This is a genomic window from Pseudomonas lurida, assembly GCF_002563895.1.
Classification (GTDB): domain Bacteria; phylum Pseudomonadota; class Gammaproteobacteria; order Pseudomonadales; family Pseudomonadaceae; genus Aquipseudomonas; species Aquipseudomonas lurida.
In genome coordinates this window covers 6,170,046-6,185,078 of record NZ_PDJB01000001.1, presented here as the reverse complement: position 1 = coordinate 6,185,078, position 15,033 = coordinate 6,170,046, and the positions used below count along the sequence as shown (strand labels likewise).

At 61.2% G+C, this 15,033-nt stretch carries 13 protein-coding genes; 10 read left to right on the top strand and 3 right to left on the bottom strand.

What is annotated here, in order from left to right; all coding sequences use genetic code 11:
- Nucleotides 1–7: 7 nt before the first annotated feature.
- The 3 genes from ATH90_RS28325 to ATH90_RS28315 all read left to right on the top strand — a co-directional run bounded on the left by ATH90_RS28325 (nucleotide 8) and on the right by ATH90_RS28315 (nucleotide 2,060).
- Nucleotides 8–1,093, top strand: a complete 1,086-nt coding sequence (locus tag ATH90_RS28325; protein ID WP_034110377.1) for a 5-(carboxyamino)imidazole ribonucleotide synthase — start codon at nucleotides 8–10, stop codon at nucleotides 1,091–1,093.
- A 106-nt stretch (nucleotides 1,094–1,199) separates the two neighbouring features.
- Nucleotides 1,200–1,445: a GlsB/YeaQ/YmgE family stress response membrane protein gene (locus ATH90_RS28320; RefSeq protein WP_015886585.1), complete on the top strand. Its 246-nt coding sequence runs from the start codon at nucleotides 1,200–1,202 to the stop codon at nucleotides 1,443–1,445.
- Between the two features lie 78 nt (nucleotides 1,446–1,523).
- Entirely contained in the window at nucleotides 1,524–2,060 is a 537-nt protein-coding gene (locus ATH90_RS28315; protein WP_034110375.1) for a DUF3299 domain-containing protein, read from the top strand.
- Nucleotides 2,061–2,137: 77 nt separating this feature from the next.
- Here ATH90_RS28315 and ATH90_RS28310 read toward each other — a convergent pair whose 3' ends face one another.
- Both ATH90_RS28310 and ATH90_RS28305 read right to left on the bottom strand, forming a co-directional pair.
- Nucleotides 2,138–3,037, bottom strand: coding sequence for a D-hexose-6-phosphate mutarotase (locus ATH90_RS28310; protein WP_098467594.1), 900 nt, complete (start codon nucleotides 3,035–3,037; stop codon nucleotides 2,138–2,140).
- A 58-nt stretch (nucleotides 3,038–3,095) separates the two neighbouring features.
- Entirely contained in the window at nucleotides 3,096–3,500 is a 405-nt protein-coding gene (locus ATH90_RS28305; protein ID WP_003176975.1) for an acyl-CoA thioesterase, read from the bottom strand.
- A 456-nt stretch (nucleotides 3,501–3,956) separates the two neighbouring features.
- Here ATH90_RS28305 and ATH90_RS28300 point away from each other — a divergent pair, with 456 nt between their 5' ends.
- The 7 genes from ATH90_RS28300 (at nucleotide 3,957) to ATH90_RS28270 (ending at nucleotide 13,457) form a co-directional block, all read left to right on the top strand.
- Nucleotides 3,957–5,246: an MFS transporter gene (locus ATH90_RS28300; protein WP_034110371.1), complete on the top strand. Its 1,290-nt coding sequence runs from the start codon at nucleotides 3,957–3,959 to the stop codon at nucleotides 5,244–5,246.
- Between the two features lie 255 nt (nucleotides 5,247–5,501).
- A complete protein-coding gene (locus tag ATH90_RS28295; RefSeq protein WP_032884460.1) occupies nucleotides 5,502–6,488 on the top strand; it encodes a phosphate ABC transporter substrate-binding protein PstS in 987 nt (328 codons plus the stop codon).
- 384 nt (nucleotides 6,489–6,872) lie between these two features.
- Nucleotides 6,873–8,906: an ABC transporter permease subunit gene (locus ATH90_RS28290; protein WP_174555889.1), complete on the top strand. Its 2,034-nt coding sequence runs from the start codon at nucleotides 6,873–6,875 to the stop codon at nucleotides 8,904–8,906.
- A gap of 15 nt (nucleotides 8,907–8,921) precedes the next feature.
- Nucleotides 8,922–10,592: a phosphate ABC transporter permease PstA gene (gene pstA, locus ATH90_RS28285; protein WP_069078583.1), complete on the top strand. Its 1,671-nt coding sequence runs from the start codon at nucleotides 8,922–8,924 to the stop codon at nucleotides 10,590–10,592.
- 81 nt (nucleotides 10,593–10,673) lie between these two features.
- A complete protein-coding gene (pstB, locus tag ATH90_RS28280; RefSeq protein WP_015886578.1) occupies nucleotides 10,674–11,507 on the top strand; it encodes a phosphate ABC transporter ATP-binding protein PstB in 834 nt (277 codons plus the stop codon).
- A 111-nt stretch (nucleotides 11,508–11,618) separates the two neighbouring features.
- Nucleotides 11,619–12,380 carry a phosphate signaling complex protein PhoU gene (gene phoU / locus ATH90_RS28275; RefSeq protein ID WP_025856390.1) on the top strand — a complete coding sequence of 254 codons (762 nt, stop codon included), beginning with the start codon at nucleotides 11,619–11,621 and terminating at the stop codon, nucleotides 12,378–12,380.
- 168 nt (nucleotides 12,381–12,548) lie between these two features.
- A complete protein-coding gene (locus ATH90_RS28270) occupies nucleotides 12,549–13,457 on the top strand; it encodes a response regulator (protein ID WP_034110355.1) in 909 nt (302 codons plus the stop codon).
- Between the two features lie 183 nt (nucleotides 13,458–13,640).
- Here the strand turns inward: ATH90_RS28270 and ATH90_RS28265 are convergent, their stop codons facing one another.
- Complete coding sequence (locus tag ATH90_RS28265; protein ID WP_034110347.1) at nucleotides 13,641–14,981, bottom strand: hemolysin family protein; 1,341 nt, start codon at nucleotides 14,979–14,981, stop codon at nucleotides 13,641–13,643.
- Between the last annotated feature and the right edge of the window lie 52 nt (nucleotides 14,982–15,033).

Sequence of the window (15,033 nt, the reverse complement as noted above, 5' to 3'; positions counted from 1 at the left end):
GTTGACGATGAAAATCGGTGTAATCGGTGGCGGCCAATTGGGTCGCATGCTGGCCCTGGCGGGCACCCCGCTGGGGATGAACTTCGCTTTCCTGGACCCGGCGCCGGACGCCTGTGCGGCCGCCCTGGGTGAACATCTGCGCGCTGACTACAGCGATCCGGACCACCTGCGCCAGCTGGCCGATGAAGTCGACCTGGTGACCTTCGAGTTCGAAAGCGTCCCGGCCGAGACCGTGGCGTTCCTGTCGCAGTTCGTGCCGGTGTACCCGAGCGCCGAAGCCCTGCGCATTGCCCGCGACCGCTGGTTCGAGAAGAGCATGTTCAAGGACTTGGGCATCCCGACCCCGGCCTTCGCCGATATCCAGTCCCAGGCAGACTTGGACGCTGCCGTCGCCAGCATCGGCCTGCCGGCCGTGCTGAAAACCCGCACCCTGGGTTACGACGGCAAGGGCCAGAAAGTCCTGCGCACCGAAGCCGATGTGGTCGGCACCTTCGCCGAGCTGGGCAGTGTCGCTTGCCTGCTGGAAGGCTTCGTGCCGTTCACCGGCGAGGTCTCGCTGATTGCCGTGCGCGCCCGTGATGGTGAAACCCGCTTCTACCCGTTGGTGCACAACACTCACGACAGCGGCATCCTCAAGCTGTCCGTGGCCAGCACCGACCACCCGCTGCAAGCCCTGGCCGAAGACTATTCCAGCCGTGTGCTCAAGCAACTGGACTACGTCGGCGTGATGGCGTTCGAGTTCTTTGAAGTCGACGGTGGCCTCAAGGCCAACGAAATCGCCCCGCGCGTGCACAACTCCGGGCACTGGACCACCGAAGGCGCCGAGTGCAGCCAGTTCGAGAACCACCTGCGGGCGGTTGCGGGCTTGCCGCTGGGCTCCACCGCGAAGGTCGGTGAGAGCGCCATGCTCAATTTCATCGGTGTTGTACCGCCAGTGGAAAAGGTCATCGCCATCGACGATTGCCATCTGCATCACTACGGCAAGGCCTTCAAGGCCGGGCGCAAAGTCGGCCACGCCAACCTGCGTTGCAAGGATCGTGCGACCCTCGAGGCGCAGATCCTCAAGGTCGAGGCGCTGATCGCCGAGCAATAAGCCTCGGATCGGCGGGAACCATTGGTTGCCGCCGTCTCTCTGATTGCAGGATGGCAAAGCCTGACTAGGCTTTGCCATGACTCACATTCAATCAGAGGGAAATGCCATGGGTATCATCGGAACCATCTTTATCGGCTTGATCGTCGGTCTGCTCGCGCGTTTCCTCAAGCCCGGCGACGACAGCATGGGCTGGATCATGACCATCCTGCTGGGTATCGCAGGTTCCCTGGTGGCCACCTACGGTGGTCAGGCCTTGGGCATCTACCAGGCAGGTCAAGGCGCAGGTTTCCTCGGCGCGCTGATCGGCGCCATCGTGCTGTTGGTGATCTACGGTCTGCTGCGAAAAAAATGATTTAGCGTCACGGCCCTCTGCGCTGCGCAGGCGCAGGGGGCTAGAATGCCGACACTGTTAACCTTGTCGAGCCCCTCCATGCGCCGTCTTCTGTTTACGCTCTTATTGCTGGGCTCTGGCCTGGCCCATGCCGGCGAACTGCCGGAAACCGACTGGCTTGACCTGATGCCGTTGTCGGATCAAAAAGCCCTCGAAGCCATGCCCGAGATCGACCACAACTCCCCCGAAGCCCAAGGTACGTTCACCGACAAGGGTGGCCTGAAGCAGAGCAAGGGCTTGCCGGCGGTGATGTATTCGACCAAGACCGTGGCCGCCATGAATGGCAAGGACATCCGCATCGGCGGCTATCCGGTGCCGCTGGAAACCGACGGCAAGGGCCGCAGCACGTTGTTTTTCCTGGTGCCGTACCCAGGCGCCTGCATCCACGTGCCGCCTCCGCCGCCTAACCAGTTGGTACTGGTGCGCTATCCCAAGGGGCTGAAGCTGGATGACATCTACACACCGCTGTGGGTGACGGGCACGTTGAAGGTGGAGAAAGTGAATAATGATCTGGCGGACGCCGCTTATGCGCTGGATGCGGGGAAAGTGCGGGTGGTGAAGGAGTCAGATCTCTAAGGCCCAACACTTACCCATGTGGGCGCTGGCTTGCCTGCGACGCAGGCAAGCCAGGTCTCACATTTTGATCGGCGTTTCTACAAGGCGATACCGGTGATGCTCACGCCCAAGGTGTGACGTTCACCGGGCGCCAGGCTGACCACATCGTCCAGCACGTTCGCCGTTTCGATGCACAGCATGCCGGTCCAACCATCGTCAGCCATGTCGTCGAACGCCTTCGCGCGTTCAGTCCAGGGGTTCCAGATCACTGTCGACGTCGAGCCCTCGGCAGTGAGCTGGATGCGACGCTGCCAGTCGTTGTCGACGATAGCCAGTTGGGGCGGTGTGTCGAGGTAGATGCGATCGGTCTCGGCGGTGAAGTGCAGCAGGCCGGACTGATTCTTCACGGCCCAGCCGTCGGCGGTATCGATATACGCCAGCCCGTCCAGGCCCTCGACCTGCACCTTGCGCACATCGCTCACGGCAAAGTAGGTGTGCAGCGCCTGGCTGAGGGTCACGGTGTCAGTGCCACGGTTGTGGCTGGTCAGGTGGATATGCAACTGGTCGTCCAGCAACACGCTCAGCTTCAGGTCGACCTGATGGGGCCAGCCCGGAAAGCCGCCTGCCGGTACCGGCAGCACCAGGTCCACGCGCAACGCGTCGCCTTCACACTCGCTCGCGGCCAATTCCCACAGCGCGGTACGCACAAAACCGTGGGCGCCGGCTGGTTGCTCGCTCTGGCGCATCGCCTTCACGCTCTGCGGGTTGCGGTCGAATACGCCAAACCACGGCCAGCACACCGGTACGCCGGTACGAATGCCCTTGCCCTGTTTGAACACCGCTTGAGGGTTCGGCCAGATCAGCGGCTGCTCGCCGGCGCGCTGGTAACTGAAGATATGCGCGCCCTGTTGGGCCACCATCAGCTCGGCGCCGTTGTGGCGGATGCGCCAGCAATCCAGCTCGTCGATTTTCACGGTTTCAACGTGGGGCGTCGGCATAACAAAGCACTCTCAATGGCAGGCAATGGGGCAATTGACCGTTAAAACCCGGTGAGGTTTAACGCGCGCGCGACGGAACCGAACGCGTACGACCGCTGCCATCGATGGCGACGAACACGAATACCGCCTCGGTAACCTTGCGCCATTCGCTGGACAGCGGGTCATCGCTCCACACCTCGACCATCATCTGGATCGAGCTACGGCCGATCTCCAGGGCCTGGGTATAGAAGGACAGTTGCGCGCCCACGGCGACCGGCACCAGGAACGCCATGCGATCAATGGCGACAGTGGCCACTCGACCGCCTGCAACTTTACTGGCCATTGCGGTGCCAGCCAGGTCCATCTGCGCGACCAGCCAGCCGCCGAAGATGTCGCCGAAACCGTTGGTTTCACGCGGGAGTGCGGTGATTTGCAGGGCGAGATCGCCTTGCGGGATAGGATCTTCTTGTTCGAGTTCGATCATGCCGAGGGTGCCTCTGACCCGTAACGCTTCATGGGTATTTCAAGTGGATAGCCGTCTTCGAAAAAAACGTTTCAGCACCAACATACACCGCGTGATGCATTTCTCGTAAGGCGTACTAAAGGGAAACTCTGCCAAATCGGCTGGATGGCGCCCAACGACGTTTTGGCACAGCAGCCCCTCAAGACTGGGGGTCTTGCGCTCGCAGGGGCCGAGTATATCGAGACCCTGGCGCCACGACGACCTCTGGGCGCTCATTTGGTCGGCAATTAGCGGCTGTATCGCGGCTTTTTCCGGCAACTGTGCTTCTGGGCGCCGTTAAAGAGCAGGAATGGGGAATATTTCATCGCTTTGAACTGTTATTCGCTCAACGCTGTGCTTTTTCTAGCGATTTGCTATCTTGCCAAACCTGCCGCAAGTCCCGCTTGCCCTCCTGATTACTATAAGAGAAGCCTTGCCATGTCCTCCGTGCCCGCAAGCAGTGCGCAACCGTCGCGCCCGCTGACCCGCAACGACTACAAAACCCTGTCGCTGTCTGCCTTGGGCGGGGCGCTGGAGTTTTATGACTTCATCATTTTCGTGTTTTTCGCCACCGTGGTCGGAAAACTCTTCTTCCCCGTGGACATGCCCGAATGGCTGCGCATGATGCAGACCTTCGGCATCTTCGCCGCCGGTTACCTCGCCCGCCCCCTGGGCGGCATCATCATGGCGCACTTCGGTGACCTGCTGGGCCGCAAGAAGATGTTCACCCTCAGCATCTTCATGATGGCCGTGCCGACCCTGATCATGGGCCTGCTGCCGACCTACGCGCAGATCGGCCTGTGGGCGCCGGTCCTGTTGCTGCTGATGCGCATCATCCAGGGCGCGGCGATTGGCGGCGAAGTACCTGGCGCCTGGGTGTTCGTCTCCGAGCACGTACCGCCCCGCCATATCGGCTATGCCTGCGGCACCCTGACCAGCGGCCTGACCGCCGGGATCCTGCTGGGCTCGCTGGTGGCCACCGCGATCAATACGATTTACAGCCCGGAGCAGGTCTCGGATTACGCCTGGCGTATCCCGTTCCTGCTCGGTGGCGTGTTCGGCCTGCTGTCGGTCTACCTGCGCCGCTGGCTGCATGAAACGCCGATCTTCGCCGAGATGCAGCAACGCAAGACACTGGCCGCCGAGCTGCCGTTGCGCGCGGTATTGCGTGATCACCGGGGCGCCATCGTGCTGTCGATGCTGCTGACCTGGCTGCTGTCGGCGGGTATCGTCGTCGTCATCCTGATGACCCCGACTGTGCTGCAGACGGTTTATCACTTCAGCGCGACCGTCGCGCTGCAGGCCAACAGCCTGGCCATCGTCGCCTTGAGCCTGGGCTGCATTGCCTCGGGCGCCCTGGCGGACCGCTTCGGTGCCGGCCGCGTGCTGATCGTTGGTTGCACGCTGTTGCTGGCAACCTCCTGGACGCTGTATCACAGCCTGATCGCTCACCCGGACTGGCTGTTCCCGCTGTACACGTTGACCGGTCTGTTCGTCGGCACCATCGGCGTAGTGCCTTACGTCATGGTCAAGGCTTTCCCACCGGTGGTGCGTTTCAGCGGGTTGTCGTTCTCCTATAACGTGGCCTACGCCATATTCGGGGGACTGACGCCGTTGGCGGTGTCGCTGCTGATGAAGGAAAGCCCGATGGGGCCGTCTTACTACGTGGCTGCCCTGTGTGTGATGGGCCTGTTGGTGGGTGGCTATCTGTGGAAGCGCGGACGCTGAAACCCGCCCGATCCCCGGTGGCGATTGAGCTTGCTCGCGTTGGACTGCGTGGCAGTCCCTTTTTTGGGGCCGTTTCGCGGCCCGGCGCAAGCAAGCTACCTCGCCCCTTCTGTGTATTCACTGTTTCGCTCCTCATACGCCTTCGCTCCCAATAGTGGCCTTTCATCTAACTGTCACATTGCAGACATAGAGTGTTCACACGGCCTCCCGATACTTGGCCCCGATCCAACTATCCCTATCTGCTAGGAGCAAGGCATGAAACTGAAACGTTTGATGGCGGCAATGACTTTTGTCGCTGCTGGCGTTGCGACCGCCAACGCGGTGGCCGCTGGTGTTGACCCGGCAATTCCGGCTTACGTTAAGACCACTGGTGTGTCGGGCAACTTGTCCAGCGTCGGTTCCGATACCCTGGCTAACCTGATGACCCTGTGGGCTGAGGGTTACAAAAAGGAATACCCGAACGTCAACATCCAGATTCAAGCTGCCGGCTCCGCTACCGCGCCACCCGCGCTGACTGAAGGCACCTCCAACCTGGGCCCGATGAGCCGCAAGATGAAGGACACCGAACTGGCGGCCTTCGAGCAGAAGTACGGCTACAAGCCAACCGCTATCCCGGTCGCCGTGGATGCCCTGGCTGTGTTCGTGCACAAGGACAACCCGATCCAGCACCTGACCATGGAACAAGTCGACGCGATCTTCTCCTCGACACGTCTGTGCGGTGGCAAAGCTGACGTGAAAACCTGGGGTGACCTGGGTGTGACTGGCGACCTGGCCAACAAGCCGGTGCAACTGTTCGGTCGTAACTCGGTATCCGGCACTTACGGCTACTTCAAGGAAGAAGCCCTGTGCAAAGGCGATTACAAGCCAAACGTGAACGAACAACCTGGCTCGGCTTCGGTCGTGCAGTCGATCAGCTCCTCGCTGAACGGCATCGGTTACTCGGGCATCGGCTACAAGACCGCCAGCGTGAAGACAGTGGCCCTGGCCAAGAAAGGCAGCACTGACTTCATCGAAGACACCGAAGAAAACGCCCTGAACGGCAAGTACCCGCTGTCGCGCTTCCTCTACGTGTACGTCAACAAAGCCCCGAACAAGCCTCTGGCCCCGCTGGAAGCCGAGTTCGTGAAACTGGTTCTGTCCAAACAGGGCCAGGAAGTTGTGGTGAAAGACGGCTACATCCCCCTGCCAGCCAAAGTCGCCGCCAAGGCCCTGGCTGACCTGGGTCTGAAAGAAGGCAACTGATTGCCTCTGCGGGGCCGGCCTACCGGTCCCGCATCCGAATTTTCTAGTCCGCTGCCAGCTTTGCTTCGCGGCGGATTTGTTGCGTCACTGCACTGTCATCTTTCTGTCATACAGGATCGCTAGGGTGTGCGCATGAATGATCTGGCCAATTCCACCATGACGACGACTTCTCCCCCCAAGCGCATTGATTTCAATACGCCTGAGCTGCAACGCAAGCGCCGCATTCGCGCGCTCAAGGATCGCCTGACCCGTTGGTACGTGCTGGTCGGCGGTCTCGCCGTCCTTGGCGCCATCACCCTGATCTTCTTCTTCCTGGCTTATGTGGTCGCGCCGCTGTTCCAGGGCGCTTCATTGACCAAGGAAGACGCCCTGACCCCGGCCTGGATCCAGGACGCCGGCAAGCCGCTGATGATCTCCCTCGAAGAACAGAACCAAGTGGCCATGCGGGTTTCCGACAAGGGCCAGGCGCTGTTCTTTAACGTCGAGACCGGTGCTGAACTCAAGCGTGTAGACCTGCCACTGCCAGCGGGCACCCGCGTTGTCTCGATCGGTGAAGACCAGCCCGGTAGCCCGCTGGTGATCCTCGGTCTGTCCAATGGCCAGACCCTGGTATTCCGCCACACCTATAAGGTGTCCTACCCGGACGGCAAGAAAACCATTACTCCCGCGATCGAATACCCTTACGGCGAAACGCCGATCGTGCTGGACGACGCCGGTCGGCCACTGGAGCATGTGGCCCTCAACGCCACGGATTCTTCCCTGGTCATTGCAGGTTCCGCCGGTTCGTACTTGAACGTGCTGTCCCTGAGCCGCGAAGAAAACATGATGACCGGCGAAGTCACCAGCGAGCAGAAGCGTATCGAGCTGCCGCAGATGACCGAGCCAGTGAAGGCGATTTTCATCGACCCACGCCAGCAATGGTTGTATGTGATCAACGGCCGTGCCCTTGCCGATGTGTTCAGCCTGCGCGACAAGAGTCTCAATGGTCGCTACAAACTGCTGGAAGACGGCAATGCCGAGGTCACCGCCAGCACGCAGCTGGTGGGCGGTATCTCGCTGATCATCGGTAACTCCAAGGGCGGCCTGGCCCAATGGTTCATGGCCCGCGACCCGGATGGCGAGCAGCGCTTCAAGCAGATCCGCACCTTCCAGATGGGCACCACGCCTATCGTGGAGATCTCCGCCGAAGAGCGCCGCAAAGGCTTCACCGCCCTCGACGCTTCCGGCAAATTCGGCGTGTTCCACAGCACCGCCCACCGCACCCTGCTGGTGGACCCGGTGGTCGACGGCCAGGGCGTGTACGGCATGTCGCCACGGGCTAACCGTGTGATCGTCGAAGCCGGCGGCAAGCTGCAACCGTTGATGCTCGACAACCCGCACCCGGAAGTGTCCTGGAGTGCGTTGTGGAGCAAGGTCTGGTACGAAAACTACGACGAGCCCAAGTACGTCTGGCAATCGACCGCCGCCAATACCGACTTCGAACCCAAGATGAGCCTGGCCCCGCTGACCTTCGGCACCTTGAAGGCCGCGTTCTACGCCATGCTGCTGGCCGCGCCACTGGCCGTTGCCGCAGCGATCTACACCGCCTACTTCATGGCCCCGAGCCTGCGCCGCAAGGTCAAGCCGGTGATCGAATTGATGGAAGCCATGCCGACGGTGATCCTCGGCTTCTTCGCCGGCCTGTTCCTGGCGCCGTATGTGGAAGGGCATCTACCGGGCATTTTCAGTCTGTTGATGCTGTTGCCGATTGGTATCCTGGTGGCTGGCTTCATCTTCAGTCGCCTGCCTGAGTCCATCCGCCTGCGGGTTCCCGATGGCTGGGAAAGCGCGATCCTGATCCCGGTGATTCTGTTTGTGGGCTGGCTCTCGCTGTACATGAGCCCGTACCTGGAAACCTGGTTCTTCGGCGGCGATATGCGCATGTGGATCTCCCACGACCTGGGCATCACCTACGACCAGCGCAACGCCTTGGTCGTCGGCCTGGCCATGGGGTTCGCGGTGATCCCGAACATCTACTCCATCGCCGAAGACGCCGTGTTCAGCGTACCGCGCGGCCTGACCCTGGGCTCCCTGGCGCTGGGTGCCACGCCGTGGCAGACCATGACCCGCGTGGTCATTCTCACCGCCAGCCCGGGCATCTTCTCGGCGTTGATGATCGGCATGGGCCGTGCTGTCGGCGAGACCATGATCGTGTTGATGGCCACCGGTAATACCCCGGTGATGGAGATGAACCTGTTCGAAGGCCTGCGCACGCTCGCAGCCAACGTCGCGGTGGAAATGCCCGAGTCGGAAGTGGGCGGCAGTCACTACCGCGTGCTGTTCCTCTCGGCGCTGGTGCTGCTGTTGTTTACCTTCATCATGAACACCCTCGCCGAGCTGATCCGTCAGCGTCTGCGCAAGAAATACTCGTCGCTTTAAGAAAGGTAGAAGTCTGTGAAACAGAACTCCCTGAATGGATGGTTCAAGAGCGGCGCCCCTGGTGTCTGGATCAGCGGTGGCGCGGTGTCCATCGCGGTCATCATGACCATTGGCTTGCTGGCCGTGATTGCAGTGCGTGGCTTGGGCCACTTCTGGCCAGCTGACCTGATCCAGGCCAACTACAACGTACCGGGCCAGGAAAACCACATCGTCATCGGCGAAGTGGTGCAGAAAGAAGAAGTACCTCGCGAGCGCCTGAAAAGCGCTGGCCTGCCGGTGCCCGATGCGGGCCCGGAGTTCATGACCCGCGAGCTGATCAAGGTTGGCAACCGCGACTTGAACGGCAACGACTTCACCTGGATCGTCGGCGAGTGGCTCAAGGACCAGACCACGCCCGCGAACCTGATGACCATCGAGCGTCGTGAGTGGGGCAACTTCTACGGCACCCTGGTCAACGTCAAGCAGGATGGCAAGGTCATCGCTGAAGGCGACGCCGCGTGGCCGGAGCTGCAGGCACGCGTCGATCGCGTCAACAAGCTCGCCGCCCAGCTCAAGACCCTGGAAAAATCCGACATCGGCGCGATCAACGCCGGGCTGGAGCGCATCCGCCTGCACGGTCGCAAACTGGAGCTGGAAGGCAAGCTCGACGCCGCCGCCCAAGCCGACATGGACGCCGACCGCGCCGAGCTGAATGCCCGCTACCAGGACATCGAGGCGCGCCTGGCCGACCTGCATGCCCAGTTCAACCGCGACTCCCTGACCGCCCGTGACGGCAACGGCAAGGAAGTCGAAATCGGCATCGGCAAAGTGGTGCACGCCTACCAGCCGAACGCCATGGGCACGATGACCAAGGTCGGTTTCTACTTCAGCAAGGTCTGGGAATTCCTCAGTGATGACCCACGGGAAGCCAACACCGAAGGCGGGATCTTCCCGGCCATCTTCGGCACCGTGATGATGACCCTGATCATGGCGATGATCGTCACCCCGTTCGGCGTGCTGGCGGCGGTGTACCTGCGTGAATACGCCAAGCAGAACACCCTGACGCGGATCATCCGCATCGCCGTGAACAACCTGGCGGGCGTACCGGCCATCGTCTACGGCGTGTTCGGCCTGGGCTTCTTCGTCTATGTATTGGGTGGCTCGGTTGACCGCCTGTTCTTCGCCGAGGCCCTGCCGGCCCCGACCTTCGGTACTCCGGGCCTGCTGTGGGCCTCATTGACCCTGGCGCTGTTGGCGGTGCCGGTGGTGATCGTGGCCACGGAAGAAGGCCTGGCGCGGATTCCTCGGACCGTGCGTGAAGGCTCCCTGGCACTCGGCGCGACCAAGGCGGAAACGCTGTGGAAGATCGTGCTGCCGATGGCCAGCCCGGCGATGATGACCGGCATGATCCTCGCCGTAGCCCGCGCGGCCGGTGAAGTGGCGCCACTGATGCTGGTAGGCGTGGTGAAACTGGCACCGTCGCTGCCGCTGGACGGCAACTACCCGTACCTGCACCTGGACCAGAAAATCATGCACCTGGGCTTCCATATCTATGACGTCGGCTTCCAAAGCCCCAACGTCGAAGCCGCACGGCCGCTGGTGTATGCCACCGCCTTGTTGCTGGTGCTGGTGATCGCCACGCTCAACTTGTCGGCGGTGTGGATTCGTAACCACCTGCGCGAAAAATACAAAGCGTTGGACAGCTAAGCGGGCCGCGCCAGACACAGCATTTGAGTAGGCCGCCACAGGCGGTTCAACACAACGAATTGGTAGCACAGGGAGCATCCCATGCAACACGACACTCATTCCCACGGCATCAACATGTCTGCCCTGGGTCGCGACAAGCAGAGCCTGAGCCTGGCCCAGGAAACGGTGGCCATCGAAGTGCCTGGCCTGAGCCTGTACTACGGTGAAAAGCAGGCGCTGTTCGACGTCAGCATGAACATCCCCAAGCAGCGCGTGACCGCCTTTATCGGCCCGTCGGGCTGCGGCAAGTCCACGCTGCTGCGTACCTTCAACCGCATGAACGACCTGGTGGACGGCTGCCGCGTAGACGGTGCCATCAACCTCTACGGCACCAACATCTACCGCAAGGGCGAAGACGTGGCCGAGCTGCGTCGTCGAGTGGGCATGGTGTTCCAGAAGCCCAACCCGTTCCCCAAGACCATCTACGAAAACGTGGTCTACGGTCTGCGCATCCAGGGTATCAACAAGAAGCGCATCCTCGACGAAGCCGTCGAGTGGGCCCTCAAGGGGGCGGCGCTGTGGGATGAAGTCAAGGACCGCCTGCACGAATCGGCCCTCGGCCTGTCCGGTGGCCAGCAGCAACGTCTGGTGATCGCACGGACCATCGCCGTGGAGCCGGAAGTGCTGCTGCTCGATGAACCCTGCTCGGCACTCGACCCGATCTCGACGCTGAAAGTCGAAGAGCTGATCTACGAGCTCAAGTCCAAGTTCACCATCGTCATCGTGACCCACAACATGCAGCAGGCGGCGCGGGTTTCCGACTACACCGCGTTCATGTACATGGGCAAGCTGGTGGAATTCGGCGACACCGATACCCTGTTTACCAACCCGGCGAAGAAGCAGACCGAAGACTACATTACGGGCCGGTACGGCTAGCCCCTGCTGCAAGCCGCGCGTTTCCAGCGGCAAGTAAAAGCAGTTTGATCAACGACACACATCAGCTTGCAGCTTGTAGCTTGCGGCTTACAGCTTTTGCGGAGCAAAACCATGATTTCGAAGGAAGGCTTAACCCATCACATCTCCGCGCAGTTCAACGCCGAGCTGGAGGAAGTGCGCAGCCACCTCCTGGCAATGGGCGGGCTGGTGGAGAAGCAAGTCAACGACGCCGTCACCGCGCTGATCGAGGCTGACTCGGGCCTGGCCCAGCAAGTGCGCGAGATCGACGACCAGATCAACCAGATGGAACGCAACATCGACGAAGAATGCCTGCGCATTCTTGCCCGTCGCCAGCCGGCAGCGTCCGACCTGCGTCTGATCATCAGCATTTCCAAGTCGGTGATCGACCTGGAGCGCATCGGCGACGAAGCGACCAAAATCGCCCGTCGCGCCATCCAGTTGTGCGAAGAAGGCGAAGCGCCGCGTGGCTACGTGGAAGTGCGCCACATTGGCGACCAGGTGCGCAACATGGTGCGCGACGCTCTCGACGCATTTGCGCGCTTCGACGCTGAACTTGCGCTGTCGGTGGCCCAGTACGACAAGATCATCGACCGCGAATACAAAACCGCGCTGCGTGAGCTTGCGACCTACATGATGGAAGACCCACGCTCTATCTCGCGGGTCTTGAGCATTATCTGGGTACTGCGTTCGCTGGAGCGCATCGGCGACCACGCGCGCAATATCTCGGAACTGGTGATTTACCTGGTGCGCGGGACCGACGTACGGCACATGGGCCTCAAGCGCATGAAGGCCGAAGTTGAAGGTTCGGCCGATCTAATCCCTAATGTTCCGGGCGAAACGGACGATAAGTAAGGTTGCCCGAGAAATTAACGCCCGGCCTTTGGCCGGGCGTTTTTGTTTGTGGTTGCTGAATTTATTACATGCCGGGCGAAAGAAAGTCCCGCCGTGACTACAGAGTTTTGGCAAAATGCCATCAGTCAGGCGTTCTGCGTGCCGCGGTTTTTATAGGATATAGGGTCGATGAGTAAAGTCAGTGTGTTGGTGGTGGATGACGCCTCGTTTATCCGCGACTTGGTGAAGAAGTGCCTGCGCAACTACTTCCCAGGCATCAAGATCGAAGATGCGGTGAACGGCAAAAAGGCCCAGGCCATCCTGATGCGCGAGACGTTCGACCTGGTGCTGTGCGACTGGGAAATGCCGGAGATGTCCGGGCTGGAACTGTTGACCTGGTGTCGCGAACAGGCGCATCTCAAAGCCATGCCATTCGTGATGGTGACCAGCCGTGGCGACAAGGAGAACGTGGTCCAGGCGATCCAGGCCGGTGTTTCCGGCTACGTCAGCAAGCCGTTCACCAACGAGCAGTTGCTGAACAAGGTCAAGCAGGCCCTGCACAAGATCGGCCGCCTCGACGCCCTCATCGCCAGCGCGCCAACCAAGATGAACTCGGCTTTTGGCAACGACTCCCTCAGTGCCCTGACCGGCGGCAAGCCCGAAGCCGTGCGTGCAGCGCCGGTTGCCGCCGCACCAGCGCCTAGCAAAGGCTTGCTCAACAGCCCACCGGTGCAAGCTCCCGCTACGGCCGCGCCGGCCGGCGGTCGTGGCCAGGGCCAACTGCGCCTGTCCAGCGGTACCCAGCAGTGTGTGATCAAGGCGCTGAGCATCAAGGAAGCGCTGTTGGTGGTGCGTCGCGGCGAAGTCCTGCCTCAGGTACTGGAAAGCGCCGTGCTCGACCTGGAGCAAGGTGACAACGCCGAAGTGGCACGTCTCAACGGCTACCTGCACGCCATCGTCGCCTTCGAACCCAAGCCTGACAGCGATTGGTTGCAGCTGACCTTCCGGTTTATCGACCAGGACGCGCAGAAGCTCGATTACATCTCCCGCCTGATCGCACGGGGTACGGCGCAGAAGCATTTTGTACCGGGTGCTTGATCTGTAGGGCGAAATCTATCCAGCGTGGGAGCGGCATCCACCGTTGTCATGATCCCTTGCTAGCCTGCCGTTCAATGATCCCGGCAGGCTAACGCCATGACCCTCTACGCAGTGACGCCGATCTCGGATGAGTTCAACCCGCCGGTCGGCGCATTGCCCAATGTTGCATTGGGCAATTGACGATCAATCCAGCAGCAGGACCTTGGCCAATACGATCTTCGGCCCTTTCATCTTCTTGATGATGATCCGCAAACCTTCGACTTCCAGCACTTCTTCCTCTTCCGGCACGCGCTTGAGGGTGTCGTAGATCAGGCCTGCCAGGGTTTCGGCTTCGATGTGGTCCAGGTCCACGCCCAGCAGGCGCTCCACCTTGAACAGCGGGGTGTCGCCACGCACCAGCAGCTTGCCTGGCTGATAGGCCAGGATGCCGCGTTCGGCCTTGCGGTGTTCGTCCTGGATATCACCCACCAGCACTTCCAGCACGTCTTCCATGGTGAGGTAGCCGATGATCTTGCCGTCGGCTTCCTCCACCAGGGCGAAATGCGCGCCGCCCTTGCGGAACTGCTCCAGCAATTGCGACAGCGGCATGTGCCGCGATACACGCTCCAGCGGGCGAGTCAGCTCAGCCAGGTTGAACGACTCGGGAATGTGGTCCAGGGCTGCCAGTTCCAGTAGCAGGTCCTTGATGTGCAACAGGCCCACGAACTCATTGCGCACCGCGTCATACACCGGGTAGCGGCTGAATTTGTGACGACGGAACAGCGCGAGGATTTCCTTGAGCGGGGCATTGAAGTCCAGGGTGACCAGGTCTTCCCGGGAGTTGGCCCAGTCCACTACTTCCAGCTCGCCCATTTCCACGGCGGAAGCCAGTACACGCATGCCTTGGTCGCTGGGGTCCTGGCCACGGCTGGAGTGCAGGATCAGCTTGAGTTCTTCGCGGCTGTAATGATGCTCATGGTGCGGGCCAGGCTCGCCTTGCCCGGCGATGCGCAGGATGGCGTTGGCGCTGGCGTTGAGCAGGTAGATCGCCGGGTACATGGCCCAGTAGAACAGGTACAGCGGGACCGCCGTCCACAGCGACAGCAGCTCGGGCTTGCGAATCGCCCATGACTTGGGCGCCAGCTCACCGACCACGATGTGCAGGTAGGAAATCACGAAAAAGGCGGCAAAGAACGACACGCCCTTGATCACTTCCGGCGACTCGACACCCACGGCGCCCAGCAGCGGCTCGAGGATATGCGCAAAGGCCGGCTCACCGACCCAGCCCAGGCCCAGGGAGGCGAGGGTGATGCCCAGCTGGCAGGCCGACAGGTAGGCGTCGAGCTGGCTGTGCACGGTGCGCAGGATCTGCCCGCGCCAGCCGTTCTTGTGGGCGATGGCCTCGACACGGGTGGCGCGCAGTTTGACCATGGCAAATTCCGCCGCAACGAAGAAACCGTTGAGCAGTACCAGGATCAGTGCAAAAAGAATCATGCCGAAGTCGGCGAAGAGTGTCGCGAAGGTGATACCAGGGGAAGGGTCCATGATGGGGTTTTGCAGGTTCCGTATGTTCAATAAGAGGTGGCAGGTAGGCCTG